Annotated in this window: 16 protein-coding genes; 11 read left to right on the top strand and 5 right to left on the bottom strand. The window is 61.1% G+C overall.

Annotated elements, in window-relative coordinates; genetic code table 11:
• The first annotated feature begins 404 nt into the window (after nucleotides 1–404).
• Both BI292_RS14275 and rsd read left to right on the top strand, forming a co-directional pair.
• Nucleotides 405–953 (top strand): disulfide bond formation protein B, encoded by a 549-nt coding sequence (locus tag BI292_RS14275; RefSeq protein ID WP_101208222.1) that lies wholly within the window; start codon nucleotides 405–407, stop codon nucleotides 951–953.
• Nucleotides 954–1130: 177 nt separating this feature from the next.
• Complete coding sequence (rsd, locus tag BI292_RS14270) at nucleotides 1131–1589, top strand: sigma D regulator (protein WP_092276379.1); 459 nt, start codon at nucleotides 1131–1133, stop codon at nucleotides 1587–1589.
• Between the two features lie 59 nt (nucleotides 1590–1648).
• On the opposite strand, the gene BI292_RS14265 is transcribed toward rsd, so the two are convergent.
• Complete coding sequence (locus BI292_RS14265; protein ID WP_101208221.1) at nucleotides 1649–2314, bottom strand: FKBP-type peptidyl-prolyl cis-trans isomerase; 666 nt, start codon at nucleotides 2312–2314, stop codon at nucleotides 1649–1651.
• Between the two features lie 192 nt (nucleotides 2315–2506).
• Between BI292_RS14265 and BI292_RS29020 the strand changes: the two genes are divergently transcribed.
• A complete protein-coding gene (locus BI292_RS29020; RefSeq protein WP_101208220.1) occupies nucleotides 2507–3736 on the top strand; it encodes an AlgP family protein in 1230 nt (409 codons plus the stop codon).
• Here BI292_RS29020 and BI292_RS14255 read toward each other — a convergent pair.
• Complete coding sequence (locus BI292_RS14255) at nucleotides 3733–4197, bottom strand: TIGR02444 family protein (protein WP_101208219.1); 465 nt, start codon at nucleotides 4195–4197, stop codon at nucleotides 3733–3735. The two genes, BI292_RS29020 and BI292_RS14255, sit on opposite strands and share 4 nt — an antisense overlap.
• A 50-nt stretch (nucleotides 4198–4247) precedes the next feature.
• On the opposite strand from BI292_RS14255, the gene abc-f reads away from it, so the two are divergent.
• The 5 genes from abc-f (at nucleotide 4248) to BI292_RS14230 (ending at nucleotide 10299) form a co-directional block, all read left to right on the top strand.
• Nucleotides 4248–6158: a ribosomal protection-like ABC-F family protein gene (gene abc-f / locus BI292_RS14250; protein WP_092276390.1), complete on the top strand. Its 1911-nt coding sequence runs from the start codon at nucleotides 4248–4250 to the stop codon at nucleotides 6156–6158.
• The gene (locus BI292_RS14245) at nucleotides 6158–6739 is read left to right on the top strand and encodes a mechanosensitive ion channel domain-containing protein (protein ID WP_101208218.1); all 582 of its coding nucleotides are present in this window, start codon (nucleotides 6158–6160) and stop codon (nucleotides 6737–6739) included. The genes abc-f and BI292_RS14245 overlap by 1 nt, the downstream gene beginning before the upstream one ends.
• Nucleotides 6740–6963: 224 nt before the next feature.
• Nucleotides 6964–7596: a LysE family transporter gene (locus BI292_RS14240; protein ID WP_092276396.1), complete on the top strand. Its 633-nt coding sequence runs from the start codon at nucleotides 6964–6966 to the stop codon at nucleotides 7594–7596.
• A 242-nt stretch (nucleotides 7597–7838) separates the two neighbouring features.
• The gene (locus BI292_RS14235) at nucleotides 7839–9737 is read left to right on the top strand and encodes an FTR1 family protein (RefSeq protein WP_101208217.1); all 1899 of its coding nucleotides are present in this window, start codon (nucleotides 7839–7841) and stop codon (nucleotides 9735–9737) included.
• Nucleotides 9738–9843: 106 nt separating this feature from the next.
• Nucleotides 9844–10299: a YaiI/YqxD family protein gene (locus BI292_RS14230; protein WP_092276402.1), complete on the top strand. Its 456-nt coding sequence runs from the start codon at nucleotides 9844–9846 to the stop codon at nucleotides 10297–10299.
• Between the two features lie 135 nt (nucleotides 10300–10434).
• Here BI292_RS14230 and elbB read toward each other — a convergent pair whose 3' ends face one another.
• Entirely contained in the window at nucleotides 10435–11103 is a 669-nt protein-coding gene (gene elbB / locus BI292_RS14225; RefSeq protein WP_101208216.1) for an isoprenoid biosynthesis glyoxalase ElbB, read from the bottom strand.
• Between the two features lie 115 nt (nucleotides 11104–11218).
• On the opposite strand from elbB, the gene BI292_RS14220 reads away from it, so the two are divergent.
• On the top strand, nucleotides 11219–12454 hold the full coding sequence (locus BI292_RS14220) for a sterol desaturase family protein (protein WP_101208215.1): 1236 nt from the start codon (nucleotides 11219–11221) through the stop codon (nucleotides 12452–12454).
• Here the strand turns inward: BI292_RS14220 and BI292_RS14215 are convergent.
• Nucleotides 12435–13067, bottom strand: coding sequence for a DedA family protein (locus BI292_RS14215; protein ID WP_092276411.1), 633 nt, complete (start codon nucleotides 13065–13067; stop codon nucleotides 12435–12437). The genes BI292_RS14220 and BI292_RS14215 overlap by 20 nt on opposite strands.
• Before the next feature lie 208 nt (nucleotides 13068–13275).
• On the opposite strand from BI292_RS14215, the gene hemB reads away from it, so the two are divergent.
• Complete coding sequence (hemB, locus tag BI292_RS14210) at nucleotides 13276–14289, top strand: porphobilinogen synthase (protein ID WP_092276414.1); 1014 nt, start codon at nucleotides 13276–13278, stop codon at nucleotides 14287–14289.
• Nucleotides 14290–14307: 18 nt separating this feature from the next.
• Nucleotides 14308–16527: a polyphosphate kinase 1 gene (gene ppk1 / locus BI292_RS14205; protein WP_092276417.1), complete on the top strand. Its 2220-nt coding sequence runs from the start codon at nucleotides 14308–14310 to the stop codon at nucleotides 16525–16527.
• Between the two features lie 165 nt (nucleotides 16528–16692).
• Here the strand turns inward: ppk1 and ppx are convergent, their stop codons facing one another.
• Nucleotides 16693–18195: an exopolyphosphatase gene (gene ppx / locus BI292_RS14200; RefSeq protein ID WP_092276420.1), complete on the bottom strand. Its 1503-nt coding sequence runs from the start codon at nucleotides 18193–18195 to the stop codon at nucleotides 16693–16695.
• Between the last annotated feature and the right edge of the window lie 112 nt (nucleotides 18196–18307).

Below are 18307 nucleotides of genomic sequence, written 5' to 3'. Positions count from 1 at the left end.
GCCGAGCCCGCGAGGCTGCGTTCGGCTGCGAAGCAGTCGCCAAGCCTGCGCACGCGATTTTGCTGAAACACCGCGGTGCCTGAATTCACGACTGCTGCGCAGCCGGACGCAGCCTCGCAGGCTCGGCAGCTGCTACATGAAGCGGTGATGCGCAGGGGCGGCAGCTGCTACAGGTTTCTTGTGTGTCGGGCGCGGTTTTGGGCTTTGGATCGGCTGATTAATTGGCTGGATATTGAGCTTTGTAGTCCCTGATCGGCTTAGTCCTACAAGGGACTACGCCGATTCCTCTCGCTCCTGTCGGGAATTCCCTACACCTCTGGTGAACTGTCCGTGCCGGGCCGTCTTGAAAGCCTGCTGCGCTTTCCTCTACCGTAACCGTCTGTCTCTATTGGTACGGATTAGCCATGTCTTTGGCCTGCTCACGCTCACTGTTTTTCATGGCATTCACCGCGGCTGCATTGGCCCTTGGCGTTTCCTTTCACCTGGAATACGTGGTCGGACTCAAACCTTGCGGGTTGTGTCTGTTGCAGCGGGGCTGCCTCGCGCTACTGATGATTGTCTACCTGATCGCGTCGGTTCACGGGCCGCGCCGTTTCGGCTCATTCGTCTATTGGCTGGCGGGTGTTTGCGCCAGTCTCGGCGGGACCGTCACGGCGTGGCGCCAAGTGCTGCTGCAAAGTGATCCGCAGCAACTCGCGGGCTGTTCGCCGACTCTGGACAATATGTTCGGCTCCATGCCCTGGACCTGCGTGTTGCGGCGACTGTTCGAGGGCGATACCGATTGCGCGGAGATTTCCTGGACCCTGTTCGATCTGAGCATCCCGGAATGGAGCCTGCTGTTCTTCGTCGCGATGCTCATCCTCGGCGCCTATCAATTGCTGCGCCATGTCTGGGTCGCCTGTCTGCGCCCGCTCAGCGGCGAGTCGTCGCACCCGGCCATAGCAGGTGATTAAACACTTGTATGAACTTTATCTCCTGCGTACCTTGAAGCCATTGTCGTGCGGGCATAATCTGGCCCGCACGTGTCATTGGAATTATGTTGCTCGATGACGCTCTGCCTGGCCGATTCTTGACCTTCAAGGGTGCGACAGGTGTAGGGCAACATGACCCACAAGGGAAGAGAGATCACCATGCTCGAAAGTTGTCAGAATGCTCAGGAACGCTGGGGTGGAGTGCATCTGCTGATCGACCGCTGGTTGCAGGAGCGTCACGAACTGGTTCGGGCCTATGATGCTCTCGGCGCCAAGCCCGAAGCGCTGGGCGAGAACGCTAAACCGCTGCAGGAATTTTGCGGTGTGCTGGTCGATTACGTGTCGGCGGGTCACTTCGAAATCTACGAACAGCTCACCGGTGAAGCCAAGGCCTTTGGTGACACTCGCGGTCTGGAGCTGGCCGAGACGATTTATCCGCGCATCGACGTCATTACCGAGAAGCTGCTCGCGTTCAACGACCTGTGCGATGCCGGCAAATGCGTCGCAGAAAAATTCAAGGAACTGGGTGGCCTGTTGCACGAACGCTTCGAACTGGAAGATTGCCTGATCGAAGTGCTGCACACCGCTCACAAGGAAGAGGATCCGGTTCAGGCCTGAACCCTTTCCGGCAACACCACAAACGGTGCGCTATGCGCGCCGTTTTTTGTTTGCGCGATTCAGCTGCTGGCGCCGCGCAATTCAACTTCGAACACCAGCGGGGTGAACGGCGCGATCAGGTCGCCGGCACCGTCGGCGCCATAAGCCTGGGCCGATGGAATCACCAACCGCCACCTCGCGCCGACCGGCATATTTTGCAGCGCGATGCGCCATCCCGCGATCACGCTGTCGAGGCTGAACCATTGCGGTTGGCTGTTCTGGTCGAACACTGTGCCGTCGGGCAAGCGACCGATATACAGCACTTGGACCTTGCCGGTTGGCCCAGCGTTGGCGCCGGTGCCTGGCGTCAATTCGGTCAGCAAAATCCCCTCGTCCAATTGACGAACGCCGGGACGGGCTTTTTCCTGAGTGAGAAAACGCTGCTCTTTTTCCAGCGCTTCTTCGGTTTGCGACACCGCCGGTTGCTCGGCAATTTGCGCTTCGTGCTCGGCGAGGATCTGTTCGATCTGCGCGTCTTTCAATGCCAGCGGCTTGCCTTGATAGGCTTGCTGCAAACCATCGATCAGCGCCTGCAATTGCAGGTCCGGGACCTCTTGGCGCAAGCGTTCACCGAGGCTGGCGCCGAGGCTGTAAGCGAGATCGTGAGCATCATTCGCCGCGGTTTTTTCCGCCGCTTGGGTCGCGGAAAAACACACCAGCAAGGATAAAAAAAGGTAACGCGACATGGGCACTCTCCGACCTCAGATGCGGGGGATTATGCCAGTGCGAATGCGTCGAACGGTGAACTGCTTTTGCGCTGACGCAGAACATTTTCGATCCCGTGCAACGCAGCGCTATGCTTACTGTCAACATGACCTAGCAGCGGCGTCAGCAGAAGTCTAGTATGAGCCGCACTCACGTCAGCCAGGAGGTAAACCATGTCGGCCACCAAGAAGCCTGTAAATACTCCGTTGCACTTACTCCAACAACTGTCGGGCAGCCTGCTCGAACATTTGGAAACCGCTTGTTCGCAAGCCTTGGCTGATGCTGAAAAACTGCTCGCCAAACTGGAAAAACAGCGCGGCAAAGCGCAAGAAAAACTGCATAAATCCCGTACCAAATTGCAAGACGCGGCAAGCGCCGGCAAAGCCAAGGCACAGGCCAAGGCAAAGGACGGCGTCAAGCAACTCGAAGACTTGCTCGATGCGTTGAAAGATCGTCAGTCCGAGACTCGCAGCTACATTCTGCAACTCAAGCGCGATGCTCAGGAAAGCCTGAAACTGGCCCAGGGTATCGGTCGCGTTCAAGAGGCTGTCGGCAAAGCGTTGTCCCAGCGTTCGGCCAAACCTGCTGCAGCACCGGCGAAGAAAACTTCGGCTAAACCTGTGACTGAAAAAGCGGCGTCCAAGACTGTGGTCAAACCGGCTGCCAAAGCATCGAGCAAAGCGGCGTCGAAACCGGCTGCCAAAACTGCTTCGAAAGCTGTAGCGAAGAAACCCGTCGCCGCCAGCGCCGCGAAATCCACAGCTAAAACGACGGCTGCAAAACCTGCTGCTGCCAAGCCTGCTGTGGCGAAAACCACTGCTGCAAAAACCACTGCTGCAAAAACCGCCGCTGCGAAATCGACTGCTGCCAAGTCGACTGCCGCGAAGTCGACACTAGCAAAAACCGCAGCCGCTAAACCTGCTGCGAAACCAGCTGCCAAAACTGCCGCAGCGAAACCTGCTGCCAAGTCGGCTGCCAAACCGGCCGCTGCGAAAACCGCTGCAAAACCTGCTGCTGCAAAAGCACCGGCCAAACCAGCTGCTGCAAAACCCGCTGCTAAAACCGCCGCCGCCAAACCTGCTGCGAAAACTGCTGCTGCCAAACCGGCCACTGCCAGCGCTGCGAAACCAGCCGCTGCCAAACCTGCGGCCAAAACGACTGCTGCAAAACCAGCCGCCAAGCCTGCAGCCAAACCCGCAGTGAAAAAACCAGCTGCCGCCAAACCAGCTGCTGCGAAACCTGCTGCCGCCAAACCGGCCACCGCGCCAGTCGCCAAGCCTGCTACACCGGCCCCAGCTCCGGCCGCCGCGCCTGCGCCAGCCGCCAGCACCTCGACCACAACCGCCGCGCCAACGCCGGCAGCATCGTCGAGCACCGGCACCAACCCAACCAGCGCTTCCTAAGCGCCGGTCACCGCGACGCGCAGCTGTTGCAGCGCGTCGCGGTCCAGGTTGGCGGCGCCTGCCGCCACACCTTCCAGCCAGGCCGATGGTTCGGTCAGCTCATCTTGCGGCCAGTTCTCGGCTGTTCGTTCCAGTCGCACCAGCAGATGCCGTTCGGCCTGCAACTCCAACGTCTTGATGTGCTCGCGCAACGCCGCGAGGTCGATGTCGTCAGCGGCAGCGGTTTTCCATTGCGTGCGCAACGCTCGAAGCGGTTCCACGACCGTCGCCTCCCACGGCCCGACGATCTCTGAAAGTTGCCGCAAACGTTGCGTCGTGCAGGCTACGCCGCGTTGTTCCAGCCACAACCCGCACAGCAGCAGGCAAACATTTGCCCCCGCCGCTTGCCATTGCAGGCACAGGCCTTCCACGCCGGGACGGGCGTAAGTGTTCAGGGAAAAGCTCCACAGGTCAGAGGACATAGTGCTACTCGCGCCAGTTGCGAGCGAAGCTGGTAGACTCCGCCGCCATTATGATTCGACTTCAGAACCTGACTTTACAGCGTGGCCCGCAACGTCTGCTAGAAGACGCCGAGCTGACCCTGCACGCCGGCCACAAAGCCGGCCTCATCGGTGCCAACGGCGCCGGCAAATCGAGCCTGTTCGCCTTGCTTCTCGGCGACCTGCACCCCGACTCGGGTGACTGCTTGCTGCCGGGCGACTGGCGCATCGCCCACATGCGCCAGGAGATCGACACGCTCGATCGGATCGCGGTCGACTACGTGCTCGATGGCGACCTGCGTCTGCGCGAGGTACAACGTGACCTCGCCGCCGCCGAAGCGGCGCATGACGGTGCCGCTCAGGCGCGCCTGCACTCCGAACTCGACAGCGCCGACGGTTACACCGCCGATGCCCGGGCGCGCAAATTGCTCGCAGGTCTGGGGTTCACCAACGATCAGATGGATCGTCAGGTAGGAGATTTCTCCGGTGGCTGGCGGATGCGTCTGAATCTGGCGCAGGCGTTGATGTGTCCATCGGACCTGCTGCTGCTCGACGAACCGACCAACCACTTGGACCTCGACGCCATCATCTGGCTCGAAGAGTGGCTGAAAAGCTACCCCGGCACGCTGATGTTGATTTCCCACGACCGGGATTTCCTCGATGCTGTGGTCGATCACGTGGCCCACGTCGATCAACGCAAAATCACCTTGTATCGCGGCGGCTACAGCGCCTTCGAACGTGCGCGTGCCGAGCGTCTGGCCCAGCAGCAACAGGCCTACGAGAAGCAGCAAGCGCAACGTGCGCACATGGAAAGCTACATCGCCCGCTTCAAGGCCCAGGCCACCAAGGCCCGTCAGGCGCAGAGCCGGATCAAGGCGCTGGAGCGGATGGAAGAGTTGTCCGCCGCGCACGTCGATTCGCCATTCGATTTCGTTTTCCGCGAATCGCACAAGATCTCCAGCCCGCTGATCGACATCTCCGACGCCCGTCTGGGTTACGGCGAGCGCGCGGTGCTGGAAAAGGTCAAATTGCAGCTGACCCCCGGCGCGCGCATCGGTTTGCTCGGCCCGAACGGCGCCGGTAAATCGACTCTGATCAAAAACCTTGCCGGTGAGCTCGAGCCGTTGTCCGGGCGCCTGACCCGTGGCGAGAACACCGTCGTAGGCTACTTTGCCCAGCATCAGCTGGATTCGCTCGACTCCAAGGCCAGCCCGTTGCTGCACATGCAGCGCCTGGCGCCGACCGAGCGCGAGCAGACCTTGCGCGATTTCCTCGGCGGTTTCGACTTCCGTGGCGCGCGCATCGATGAGCCGGTGCTGAACTTCTCCGGTGGCGAAAAGGCTCGACTGGCGCTGGCGTTGATCGCCTGGGGCCGGCCGAACCTGTTGCTGCTCGACGAACCGACCAACCACCTCGACCTGGAAATGCGTCTGGCGCTGACCATGGCGCTTCAGGAATTCAGCGGCGCGGTGTTGGTGGTGTCTCATGATCGTCATTTGCTCAAAAGCACCACCGATAATTTCTATCTGGTGGCGGACGGCAAGGTCGAAGAGTTCGACGGCGATCTGGAAGACTACACGCGCTGGCTGGTTGACTATCGCCAACGCAATGCGCCGGTCAGCAACACCCCGGTCAACCCGGACAAGACCGACAAGAAAGCCCAGCGCCAGGCCGCTGCTGCGTTGCGTCAGCAACTGGCGCCGCACAAGCGCGAGGCCGACAAGCTCGAAGCCGAGCTGGGCAAGCTGCACGAGAAACTGGCGAAGATCGATGTCAGCCTCGGCGACAGCGATATCTACGAGCCGGCGCGCAAGAACGAATTGCGCGATCTGCTGGCCGAACAAGCCCGACTCAAGGTGCGTGAAGGCGAGCTTGAAGAGTCGTGGATGGAAGCGCTGGAATTGCTGGAAAGCATGCAAGCGGAGCTGGAGGCGCTGTCCTGATGGAGGCTTTCACGCTGCCGCTGCCGGCAATGTGGGTCGAACCGATCTGGCTCGTCGTGCAAATCCTGCTGATTCTGCTGGCCGGTTATTTCGCCCAGCGCTTCGTCGCCCGCTGCCTCACGCGCCTCGGCGAGCGCTATCCGTTTCCGCCGCAATTGCTGCTGCCGCTGCGCGGGGTGTTGCGCTGGTTGATCATGGGCAGCGCGCTGATATTCGTGCTCGGCCGTCTCGGCGTTTCGGCGACGGTGCTGTGGACCGCGTTGTCCGGGTTCGTCGCGGTCGCGGCGGTGGCATTCTTCGCGATGTGGAGCGTGCTCTCCAATCTGCTGTGCGCCATTCTGATCTTTACCGTCGGCCCGTTCCGTATCGGTGATGTCGTCGAGTTGGTGGACACCCTCGACAAACCGGGCGTCAAGGGCCGGGTGGTGGCGATCAATCTGCTGTTCACCACGCTGATCGAAGTTGAAGCGGCCGGGACCGGTAGCTTGATGGTGCAAGTGCCTAACAGCCTGTTCTTCCAGCGCTCGGTTCGGCGGTGGCGGGGGACGGATGTGTTGCCTTCGAGCGGGTTTGAAAAGTAGGCCTGCGGTTATCTGACAGGCCGCTATCGCGAGCAAGCTCGCTCCCACAGTGGATCTTCAGTGGATTGCTTTATTGCGACCAACTGAAATTCCTGTGGGAGCGAGCTTGCTCGCGATGGCGCCGCCCGCCCTGTTCATTGGCTTATCCCGCAAAAAATCGGTAGTCATCCGCCAAATCCCGCATTAGCTTAGACGTCTGTCACGAGTCTGAGTCGAGGTGTGTAATGGGGCTTCAAACATGGCTGGCGTTTTTCGCCGCTTGCTGGGTCATCAGCCTGTCGCCCGGTGCCGGCGCGATTGCGTCGATGTCCAGCGGTCTGCGCTACGGTTTCTGGCGCGGCTATTGGAATGCCCTGGGACTGCAAATCGGTCTGGCGGTGCAGATTGCGATTGTCGGCGCCGGTGTCGGCGCGGTGCTCACGGCATCGGCCACAGCGTTCTATGCGATCAAGTGGTTCGGCGTGGCGTACCTGGTTTACCTCGCGGTCAAACAATGGCGCGCGCTGCCCAGCGACATGAGCGACGACGCGGCGGTGCGGCAGATCGGCAAACCGTTGGCGCTGATGTTCCGTGGTTTTCTGGTCAACATCAGCAACCCCAAGGCGCTGGTGTTCATGCTCGCGGTGCTGCCGCAATTCATTGATCCGCATGCGCCGCTGCTGGCGCAGTACCTGATCATCGGCGTGACCATGGTCTGCGTTGACCTGATCGTCATGGCCGGTTACACCGGGCTCGCGTCCAAAGTGCTGCGCATGCTGCGCACGCCGCAACAGCAGAAACGCATGAACCGAACCTTCGCCGGCCTGTTCATCGGCGCCGCGGCGTTCATGGCAACGTTGCGCAAAGCGGTGGTGTAAAACCCGCCCCATCACCGCGTACCCCCTGTGGCGAGCGAGCTTGCTCGCGCCGGGGTGCGACGCGGTCTGCTGTCCAGCAACCGCTATCCACCCCTCTCCCAGCCGCGTCAAACGGGGCGAGCCCCATCACCAAAGTTGTCCTGCCATTTGATATCTCACCTCCCGAGCGACCAACAAAGCTTGAGTGAAAGGCATTCGAAGTGAACAATATGTAACTTCGTATTTCCCCTTGAGACTCATTCATGATTGCCTCTTCCCGTTTGCTGGCGTGGCTCGTGTTGCCGGTTATTGCGTTTTGCAGCCTCAACGCCTCGGCCGAGACCGCTGAGGGCGCCCCGAAAGCCCTGCATTTGCTCGACTACATTGGCGCCGATTACCCGGCGACGGTCGCGGCGGGCAAGGTGATCGATGAGTCTGAATACCGCGAGCAGCAGGAATTTCTCGGTGTGCTGCAAGGCTTGATCGCCGAATTGCCGGACAAACCGGAGCGCGCCGATCTGGAGAAAGGCGTGAGCAACTTGCGCGCAGCCATCGCCGCCCACCAGGACGGCGCCGATGTTGCGCGCCAGGCGCGGCAGCTCGGGGCGAAATTGGCGGTGGCCTACGAGGTCAGCCAGGCGCCGATCATCACCCCGGATCCGACGCGCGGCGCGCCGCTGTATGCCCAGCAATGTTCGGTGTGTCACGGCGATGCAGGCGCAGGCGATGGCCCGGCGGGCGTCGGCATGACCCCGCCGCCGGCCAACCTGCGCGATGCGGCGCGGCTGGATCGCTTGAGCCTGTACGCGATCTACAACACTTTGGTCCAAGGCGTCGAAGGCACGGATATGCCGTCCTTCGCCGATCAACTGGATGACCGTCAGCGCTGGGATCTGGCGACTTACATTGCCGGTTTCAGCGCCGATCCGGCGGCAGCGAAATCCGCGAAGACTTACAACATCGCCGATCTGGCGCGGCAGACGCCGGCCGAAGTGCTCGCCGCTGAAGGCCCGCAAGCACTGGCGACGTTCCGCGCGCAACGGGCGCAACCGCCGCAGGTCAAGCGCGGCCCGGCGCAGTTGCTTGATTACACCGCAGCGACCTTGGATAAAAGCATCGCCGCTTACCGTGGCGGCGAGCACGATCAGGCCTATGACCTGTCGGTGGCGGCGTATCTGGAAGGCTTTGAACTGGTTGAAAGTTCGCTGGATAACGTCGATGCCAACGTGCGCAAAGACACCGAAAAATCGCTGATGGCGTACCGGCAATCGTTGCAGGACGGCTTGCCGATCGCACAGGTCGAGCAGCGCCTGGACGTCGCCAAAGGCAAATTGAAAGAATCCGCCGGACTGTTGGGCAGCGATAGTTTGAGTTGGTCGTTGAGCTACATTTCCGGCCTGCTGATTCTGCTGCGCGAAGGTCTGGAAGCAATTCTGGTGCTGGCGGCGATCCTCGCATTCCTGCGCAATACCGGCCAGCAGTCGGCGGTGCGCAGCGTCAACGTTGGATGGGGGCTGGCGCTGCTGGCCGGTCTGGCGACCTGGGCGCTGGCGGCGTATGTGATTGACGTCAGCGGCGCCCAGCGTGAATTGCTCGAAGGCTGCACGGCGTTGTTCGCCAGCGTCATGGTGCTGTGGCTGGGCGTGTGGATGCACGATCGGCGGCACGCGGCGGCGTGGCAGGATTACATCAAGAGCAGCCTGGTTGGCGGCGGCGGGCGCTGGGGGTTTGCGATCCTGGCGTTTTTCTCGGTGTATCGCGAATTGTTCGAAGTGATCCTGTTTTACGAAACCCTGTGGCTGCAGGCCGGTCCCGCCGGGCATGACGCGGTGTTGGCGGGCGGGGCGACGGCGCTGGTGTTGCTGATCGGGCTGGCGTGGGTGATCCTGCGCGGCTCGGCGAAACTGCCGCTGGCGTTGTTTTTCGGGATCAACGCCGGGTTGCTCTGCGCGTTGTCGGTGGTGTTTGCCGGGCATGGCGTGAAGGCGTTGCAGGAAGCCGGGGTGTTTGGCACGCGGCCGGTGGCGTTCTTCGATTTCGATTGGCTGGGGATTCACGCCGATGCGTATTCGTTGAGCGCGCAGGCCGTGGCGATTATTGCGATTGCAGTGTTGTATGGTCGTAGCCGGATGGCCGAGAAGCGGCGGGTGCCGGTTTCCTGAAGGCATTCGCTGCGCTCATGTTCGCGGGCAAGCCTCGCTCCTACAGGTTCGTGTGTAATCTGTGGGAGCAAGGCTTGCCCGCGATGCTTCTAACAGGAGAAACACAATGCGTGTCTGGATCGATGCCGACGCTTGCCCTCGGGCGGCCAAGGATCTGGTGGTGAAGTTCGCTTTGAAGCGCCAGTTCGAAGTGGTGATGGTCGCCGGTCAGCCGCAGATCAAGCCGGCTCTGGCGCTGGTGAAACTGATTGTGGTGCCCAGCGGCCCGGACGCGGCCGACGATTACCTGGTGGAGCACGCGGTGCCCGGTGAGCTGGTGATTTGCAGCGATGTGCCGTTGGCGGACCGGCTGGTGAAGAAGGGCGTTTCGGCGCTCGACCCGCGCGGCAAGGAGTTTGACGCGCAGAACATGGGCGACCGGCTGGCGGTGCGCAATTTGTTCACCGACTTGCGCGAACAAGGCCAGATGAGCGGCGGTCCGGCGCCGTTTGGCGAACGCGAGAAACAAGCGTTCGCCAATGCGCTGGACCGGATCCTCACCCGCTTGACCCGCAAACCCTGATCCATACCGAGAACCCTGTGGGAGCGAGCTTGCTCGCGATGGCGCCGCATCAGTCGACATTAATGTTGGCTGAAAGTCCGCTATCGCGAGCAAGTCCGCTATCGCGAGCAAGCTCGCTCCCACAGTTGAACGGGGTCAGGCGTCGTTTTCGTGGGTCAGTTCGAGCACGCGGTCGACCAGTTTGTTGATCCCCGTCGCCACTTCGCTGATCGACTGGCCGAGCATGTACGCCGGTGTACTGACCAACCGGCGCGCCTTGTCCTCGACGATATCGCCCACCGCACATTCAGTGTGCGTGGCGCCCATCTTATTCATCGCCGCCGCTGTTTCCTCGTCATTGCCAATCGTGCACGTCACGCCCGGCCCGTAGATCTTCGCTGCCAGCGCTGGCGAAATGCAGATCAGACCCACCGGTTTACTCGCTTCGGCGAAGGCCTCGGCCAACGCCAGCACTTCAGGTTGCACCGTGCACGCTGCGCCTTCGACAGCAAAGTTCGAGAGGTTTTTCGCCGCGCCAAAACCGCCGGGCACGATCAACGCATCGAAGTCCTCGACGCTGGCCTCGCGCAGGTCCTTGACGTTGCCGCGAGCGATGCGCGCCGACTCCACCAGCACGTTGCGCGACTCCGGCATCTCTTCGCCGGTCAGGTGGTTGATCACATGCAGTTGCGCGATGTTCGGCGCAAAGCACTGCACCTGCGCGCCGCGCTGGTCGAGGCGCAGCAGGGTGATCACGCTTTCGTGGATCTCGGCGCCGTCGTAAACGCCACAGCCGGAAAGGATCACTGCAATTTTTTTGCTCATGGGCTTTTCTCCAGATTCATGGCGTTAAATGTCCACTAATTTGTCACTCGTTGCCATAGGGTTAATTCGCGGCTACACCTAGGATCTGTGATCCGGATTCCGTTCAGGGCACGTCATGAACTTCATTCTGTACGCGGTGCCGTTTTTCTTTATGCTGATTGCCGTCGAACTGCTGGCCGACCGTTGGCGCGGCACGCGCAATTATCGTCTCGCCGATGCGATCAACAGCATCAGCACCGGCGTGTTGTCGACCACTACCGGCCTGCTGACCAAAGGCGTGGGGCTGCTGACGTATGCTTTTGCGCTCGAGCATCTGGCCCTGTTCAAACTCGACGGCGACAGCGTTTGGGCCTGGCTGTTTGCCTTTGTCCTGTACGACTTCTGCTACTACTGGCTGCACCGCATGGGCCACGAGCGCAACATCCTCTGGGCCGCGCACTCGGTGCATCATCAGAGCGAGGACTACAACCTCTCCACCGCTCTGCGCCAGACCAGCACCGGATTTCTCCTGAGCTGGATCTTCTACTTGCCGATGGCCGTGCTTGGCGTGCCGCTGCTGGTATTCGTCAGCGTCGCGGCGCTGAACCTGCTGTACCAATTCTGGGTGCATACAAAACACATTCCCAAGCTCGGCTGGTTCGAGTGGTTCTTCGTCACGCCATCCAATCATCGGGCCCACCATGCACAGAACGCTCTCTACATGGATCGCAACTACGGCGGGGTGTTCATTATTTGGGACCGTCTATTTGGCTCGTTCCAGGAAGAGGACGATAACGAACCGGTGATTTTCGGTGTGACCACGCCGCTGGCGAGCTGGAATCCGCTGTGGGCCAACGTGCAGTTTTATGCGCAGTTGTGGGAGGACGCGAAACGCGCGGAGAGCAAGTGGGACAAGCTGCGCATCTGGTTCATGCGCACCGGTTGGCGCCCGGCTGACGTCGCCGCGAAGTACCCGATGAGCAAGCCCGACCTGAGCCAGTTCCGCAAATTTGAAGTGCCGCTGGACGCGCGCCAGCAAATCTACGTGGTGCTGCAGTTTTGCGTCTACATCGCGTTGGGCAGCTATTTGATGAACCTGGAACCGAGCCTGCCGACCGCCGCGCTGGTGCTCGGCTGGAGTGCCGTGGCGCTGGGGCTGTTTACGTTGGGCGTGGCCCTGGAGAATCGCCCGTGGGCTTGGAAGCTGGAGCTGTTGCGCCTGGCATTGAACGTGCCGCTGGTGTGGCTGGCGCCGCTGGTCGGGCTGTGGCCGGCCAGCGCGGTGGGTTGGGTCGCGCTGCTCAGCTACAGTCTGCTCAGCGCAATCGGTCTCTACTGCTGCAGAAACCGCTTCACTCGGCTGGCGTCTTAGTCTCTTCGATCCGCGCCTGTTCGGCTTTCAGCGCTTGCTCGTCGGCGTAGATCTTCTTCGCCAGACGAGCATTCTTGAAGCGCCGACGGATCCACAGGCCCAAGCCCAGCACCAGCAGCGCGCCGAGCACCCACAGTTCGTACTTCTTGACGCTGCCGAGCATGCCCTCAAGCACCGCGCCAAAGTGATAAGCCGCGGCGGCGAGGGCGCTGGCCCAGATCGCCGCGCCAATCCCGTTCAGCAGTAGATAACGTCCCGGCGGATAACCCGACAGGCCGATCGCCACCGGCATCACCGTGCGCAAGCCATAGACAAACCGGAAGCTCAGCACCCAGATGTCCGGGTGGCGGCGGATGTGTTCCAGCGCGCGGTCGCCCATCAATTGCCAGCGCGGTTTGCGCGCAAGCAATTTGCGCCCGTGCTTGCGCCCCAGGAAGTACCACAGCTGATCGCCGGCATAACTGCCGCAGAACGCCACGACAACCACAAGGTTGATGTCCATGTATCCGCGAAACGCGAGGAAGCCCGCGAGCACCAGGATGGTTTCGCCTTCGAAGAACGTGCCGAGAAAAAGGGCAAAGTAGCCGAAGTCATGCAGAAATTGTTGGAGCATTGTCTGGGTGCTGGCGAAATGAACGCGCAGCCTAACCCTTCAGACACATTGAGGAAAGTGTCCAAATGTGTCTCGACGTGAACAATTCCTACACGGACAATGGAATGCGGCTACGCGTCACAGGGCTGAGCACAACTGTCATCTGTTCGTCATAATGGCCGCTTATAACTGTCACGCTCGCCTGCCAGCGCGGGCTCAGGAGTCTGCCGTGAGCTTTACCCCCGCCAATCGCTTGTTTCCTGCAACCCGCCTGCGTCGCAACCGTCGTGATGATTTCTCGCGTCGACTGGTGCGTGAAAACGTACTGAGCGTCGATGACCTGATCCTGCCGGTGTTCGTGCTGGACGGTGAAAACCGTCGCGAAGCAGTCGCCTCGATGCCCGGCGTTGAACGTCTGACCATCGATCTGTTGCTCGAAGAAGCGGCCAAATGGGTCGAATTGGGGATCCCGGCGCTGGCGCTGTTCCCGGTGACCCCGGCAGAACTGAAATCGCTGGACGCCGCCGAAGCCTGGAACCCGGACGGCATCGCCCAGCGCGCCACCCGCGCCCTGCGTGAGCGCTTCCCGGAACTGGGAGTGATTACCGACGTGGCGCTGGACCCGTTCACCACGCACGGCCAGGACGGCATTCTCGACGAAGAAGGCTACGTGCAGAACGACATCACCGTCGATGCGCTGGTCAAGCAAGCCTTGTCCCACGCCGCTGCCGGCGCGCAAGTCGTCGCGCCGTCGGACATGATGGACGGTCGCATCCAGGCAATCCGCGAAGCGCTGGAGCTGGCCGATCACGTCAATGTGCGGATCATGGCTTACTCGGCGAAGTACGCCAGCGCCTATTACGGCCCATTCCGCGATGCGGTGGGTTCGGCGCTGAACCTCGGCAAAGCGAACAAGGCGTCCTACCAAATGGACCCGGCCAACAGCAACGAAGCCCTGCACGAAGTGGCGGCGGACTTGTCAGAAGGCGCGGACATGGTCATGGTCAAGCCAGGCATGCCGTATCTGGACATCCTTTACCGGGTCAAAGAAGAATTCAAAGTGCCGACGTTTGTCTACCAAGTCAGCGGCGAATACGCCATGCACATGGCGGCAATCCAGAATGGCTGGTTGAGCGAAGGGGTTATTCTCGAATCCCTGACCGCTTTTAAACGTGCAGGCGCAGATGGCATCCTGACTTATTTTGCTGTGCGCGCTGCTCAATTGTTACGAGAGCAAAAATAGCCCTCCCAGGAACATTCCATGAATACCGAAGGACTCACTGAAGTTGCTGTAAAAGAGGCTCAACCCGTGGTCGAGCAAATCGCCGAAACCCCGCCGGAGCTGGAGCCCTCTGCGCCCGCGGTGCCAAACGAGGCGCATGCCGCCCCGGCGATTGCCATTCCCGGCCTGGATGACAGCAGCCTGTACATCCATCGCGAGCTCTCGCAACTGCAGTTCAACATTCGCGTGCTGGAACAGGCGCTGGATGAGTCCTACCCGTTGCTCGAGCGGCTGAAGTTTCTGCTGATTTTCTCCAGCAACCTCGACGAGTTCTTCGAGATTCGCGTCGCCGGCCTGAAGAAGCAGATCACCTTCGCCCGCGAACAGGCGGGCGCCGATGGCTTGCAGCCGCATCAGGCGCTGGCACGGATCAGCGAACTGGTGCACGGCCACGTCGATCGCCAATACGCGATCCTCAACGACATTCTGTTGCCGGAACTGGAGAAACATCAGGTCCGCTTCATCCGTCGTCGGCACTGGACCACCAAGATCAAAACCTGGGTGCGTCGTTACTTCCGTGACGAAATCGCGCCGATCATTACTCCGATCGGCCTCGACCCGACGCATCCGTTCCCGCTGCTGGTGAACAAGAGCCTGAACTTCATCGTCGAGCTCGAAGGCATCGACGCCTTCGGCCGTGACTCCGGCCTGGCGATCATCCCGGCGCCGCGTCTGCTGCCGCGCGTGATCAAAGTGCCGGAAGAGGTTGGCGGTTCGGGAGACAACTATGTGTTCCTGTCGTCGATGATCCACGCGCACGCCGATGACCTGTTCCAGGGCATGAAGGTCAAGGGCTGCTACCAGTTCCGCCTGACCCGAAACGCCGATCTGGCGGTCGATACCGAAGACGTCGAAGACTTGGCCCGTGCGCTTCGCGGCGAGCTGTTCTCGCGTCGTTACGGCGATGCGGTGCGTTTGGAAGTGGCTGATACCTGCCCGAAACACTTGTCCGATTACCTGCTCAAGCAATTCAACCTGCACGAGACCGAGCTGTATCAGGTCAACGGTCCGGTCAACCTGACCCGCCTGTTCAGCATCACCGGCCTCGACAGCCAGCGCGCGCTGCAATACCTGCCGTTCACGCCGCAGATTCCGAAACTGCTGCAGAACAGCGAGAACATTTTCAGCGTGATCAGCAAGCAGGACATTCTGCTGCTCCACCCATTCGAGTCGTTTACGCCAGTGGTCGACCTGCTGCGCCAAGCGGCGAAAGACCCGCACGTATTGGCGGTTCGCCAGACCTTGTACCGCTCGGGTGCCAACTCGGAAATCGTCGATGCGCTGGTCGATGCGGCGAGAAACGGCAAGGAAGTCACGGCGGTGATCGAGTTGCGTGCGCGGTTCGACGAAGAGTCCAACCTGCAACTGGCCAGCCGTCTGCAAGCGGCCGGTGCGGTGGTGATTTACGGTGTGGTCGGCTTCAAGACCCACGCCAAGATGATGCTGATCCTGCGCCGCGAGGCTGGCGAAATTGTTCGTTACGCGCACTTGGGCACCGGCAACTACCACGCCGCCAACGCCCGTTTGTACACCGACTACAGCTTGCTGACGTCCGACGACGCTTTGTGCGAAGACGTCGGCAAACTGTTCAGCCAGTTGATCGGCATGGGCAAGACGCTGCGCATGAAGAAGTTGCTGCACGCGCCGTTCACGCTGAAGAAGGGCATGCTCGACATGATTGCCCGCGAAACCCAGTTCGCCCTCGACGGCAAACCGGCGCACATCATCGCCAAGTTCAACTCGCTGACTGACCCGAAAGTCATCCGCGCGTTGTACAAGGCCAGCCAGTCCGGCGTGCGTATCGATTTGGTGGTGCGCGGCATGTGCTGCCTGCGTCCGGGGATTGCCGGGGTTTCGCACAACATCCATGTGCGCTCGATCATCGGCCGCTTCCTTGAGCACACGCGGGTGTTCTACTTCCTCAATGGCGGCGAAGAGCAGATGTTCCTCTCCAGCGCCGACTGGATGGAGCGCAACCTCGACAAGCGCGTCGAGACTTGCTTCCCGGTGGAAGGCAAGAAGCTGATCATGCGGGTCAAGAAAGAGCTGGAGCTGTACCTGACTGACAACACCCACAGTTGGAGTCTGCAGTCGGACGGCCGCTACATCCGCAACACCCCGACCGGCAACCAGAACCCCCGCAGCGCCCAGGCCACCCTGCTGGAACGGTTGGGTAGCCCGATCCTGGCGGTGCGTTAAGGTTCGCGCGGCATAAAAAATGGCGATCCCTCGGGATCGCCATTTTTTTTTGTTCCACCACCGCCCCCTGTAGGAGCACAGCTTGCTGGCGAAGGCGTCAGTGAGATCGCCTTCGCCAGCAAGCTGTGCTCCTACAGGATGGTGTTCGGTAAGTTTTAACGGGGATTAGCGGACGTTGAGGGTGAAGCCCACGCGTGTCAGCCATTCCGCTTCGAGGGCGAAGTCGGCCTGGGTCAGCTGGTTTTCATCCAGCCAATTGGCCGGGAACAGCACGTCGAGGCTGTCGCCATTGGCGCGCAGGGTCACTTGCGGCATTTCCTGGGTGCCACGGATGTGGTGGAACAGGATCGCAAACCGCAGCAGCGCGCACAGGCGGATCAGCTTGATGCCGTCCTTGCCGAAGTCGGCAAACTTGTCCTTGGGAATATTGCGCCGATGGCCGCGCACCAGCAGCGCGAGCATCAACTGGTCTTCGCGGGAGAAACCGGCGAGGTCCGAGTGCTCGATCAGGTAGGCGCCGTGCTTGTGATAGTGATAGTGGGCGATGTCCAGACCCACTTCATGCACCTTGGCAGCCCAGCCGAGCAACTCGCGCCAGACGCCGTCGTCCAGATCCCAGTCCTCGGCCACCTGATCAAACGCGTGCAGCGCTTTGCGTTCGACCCGCGCCGCTTGTTCCAGATCGACGTGGTAACGCTCCATCAGCGAGCTGAGCGTGCGCTCGCGGACGTCTTCGTGATGATGACGGCCCAGCAAGTCGTAGAGCACGCCTTCACGCAGCGCGCCTTCGCAGTGATCCATGCGTTGCAGTTCGAGCGCATCGAAAATCGCTTCGAGAATCGCCAGACCGGCCGGGAAGATCGCGCGGCGGTCAGGCTTGATGCCTTCGAAATCGATTTTCTCGGCGTCACCGAGTTTGAACATCTTGCGCTTGAGCCAGGCCAGGCCTTCGGCATTCACTTCGCCGCTGCCGTGGCCGCCGGCCTTCAGCGCCAGGCCGATGGCGCGGATGGTGCCCGAGGAGCCGATGGCTTCATCCCAGGTCAGACGATGCAAAGCGTGCTCGATGCTCATGATCTCCAGCCGCGCCGCCGTGTAAGCCTGGGCGTAGCGGGCCGGGGTGACCTTGCCGTCCTTGAAATAACGCTGGGTATAACTGACGCAACCCATTTGCAGGCTTTCGCGCAGCAATGGCTCGAAGCGTTGGCCGATGATGAATTCGGTACTGCCGCCGCCGATGTCGGCGACCAGGCGTTTGCCCGGAGTGTCGGCGAGGGTGTGCGAGACGCCGAGGTAGATCAGGCGTGCTTCTTCACGGCCAGAGATGACTTCCACCGGGTGGCCGAGAATTTCTTCGGCACGGCGGATGAATTCACCACGGTTGCGGGCTTCGCGCAGGGCGTTGGTGCCGACGATGCGCACGGCGCCCAGCGGCATACCGTTGATCAGTTGGGCGAAGCGCTTGAGGCAATCGAGCCCGCGCTGCATCGATTCTTCGTTGAGCTGGCGCTCATCGTCGATGCCGGCGGCCAATTGGACCTTTTCGCCGAGGCGCTCAAGAATGCGGATTTCGCCGTTCTGGGCCTTGGCCACGACCATGTGAAAGCTGTTGGAGCCCAGGTCGATTGCGGCGATCAGGGACAGATTCTTGGCTTGGGATTGCGGCATGGTCTGGGGGTCTCGGTCGATAACCTCGACATCGTGCCACGATCAAACGCTCGCGCCAACGCGTACGGCGCAAAGCCTTGATCCAGAGCACCCCTGTGGCGAGGGGACTTGC

It is taken from the genome of Pseudomonas sp. 43NM1, assembly GCF_002836905.1.
Classification (GTDB): Bacteria; Pseudomonadota; Gammaproteobacteria; order Pseudomonadales; family Pseudomonadaceae; genus Aquipseudomonas; species Aquipseudomonas prosekii.
The sequence above is the reverse complement of the archived record's forward strand: the minus strand, read 5'-3'. Positions and strand labels throughout refer to the sequence as shown.

Excerpts from the sequence above, each read along its gene's own strand:
- BI292_RS14275 (WP_101208222.1), top strand. The coding sequence starts at position 405 with ATGTCTTTGGCCTGCTCACGCTCACTGTTTTTCATGGCATTCACCGCG.
- rsd (WP_092276379.1), top strand. The coding sequence starts at position 1,131 with ATGCTCGAAAGTTGTCAGAATGCTCAGGAACGCTGGGGTGGAGTGCAT.
- BI292_RS14265 (WP_101208221.1), bottom strand. The coding sequence starts at position 2,314 with ATGTCGCGTTACCTTTTTTTATCCTTGCTGGTGTGTTTTTCCGCGACC.
- BI292_RS29020 (WP_101208220.1), top strand. The coding sequence starts at position 2,507 with ATGTCGGCCACCAAGAAGCCTGTAAATACTCCGTTGCACTTACTCCAA.
- BI292_RS14255 (WP_101208219.1), bottom strand. The coding sequence starts at position 4,197 with ATGTCCTCTGACCTGTGGAGCTTTTCCCTGAACACTTACGCCCGTCCC.
- abc-f (WP_092276390.1), top strand. The coding sequence starts at position 4,248 with ATGATTCGACTTCAGAACCTGACTTTACAGCGTGGCCCGCAACGTCTG.
- BI292_RS14245 (WP_101208218.1), top strand. The coding sequence starts at position 6,158 with ATGGAGGCTTTCACGCTGCCGCTGCCGGCAATGTGGGTCGAACCGATC.
- BI292_RS14240 (WP_092276396.1), top strand. The coding sequence starts at position 6,964 with ATGGGGCTTCAAACATGGCTGGCGTTTTTCGCCGCTTGCTGGGTCATC.
- BI292_RS14235 (WP_101208217.1), top strand. The coding sequence starts at position 7,839 with ATGATTGCCTCTTCCCGTTTGCTGGCGTGGCTCGTGTTGCCGGTTATT.
- BI292_RS14230 (WP_092276402.1), top strand. The coding sequence starts at position 9,844 with ATGCGTGTCTGGATCGATGCCGACGCTTGCCCTCGGGCGGCCAAGGAT.
- elbB (WP_101208216.1), bottom strand. The coding sequence starts at position 11,103 with ATGAGCAAAAAAATTGCAGTGATCCTTTCCGGCTGTGGCGTTTACGAC.
- BI292_RS14220 (WP_101208215.1), top strand. The coding sequence starts at position 11,219 with ATGAACTTCATTCTGTACGCGGTGCCGTTTTTCTTTATGCTGATTGCC.
- BI292_RS14215 (WP_092276411.1), bottom strand. The coding sequence starts at position 13,067 with ATGCTCCAACAATTTCTGCATGACTTCGGCTACTTTGCCCTTTTTCTC.
- ppk1 (WP_092276417.1), top strand. The coding sequence starts at position 14,308 with ATGAATACCGAAGGACTCACTGAAGTTGCTGTAAAAGAGGCTCAACCC.
- ppx (WP_092276420.1), bottom strand. The coding sequence starts at position 18,195 with ATGCCGCAATCCCAAGCCAAGAATCTGTCCCTGATCGCCGCAATCGAC.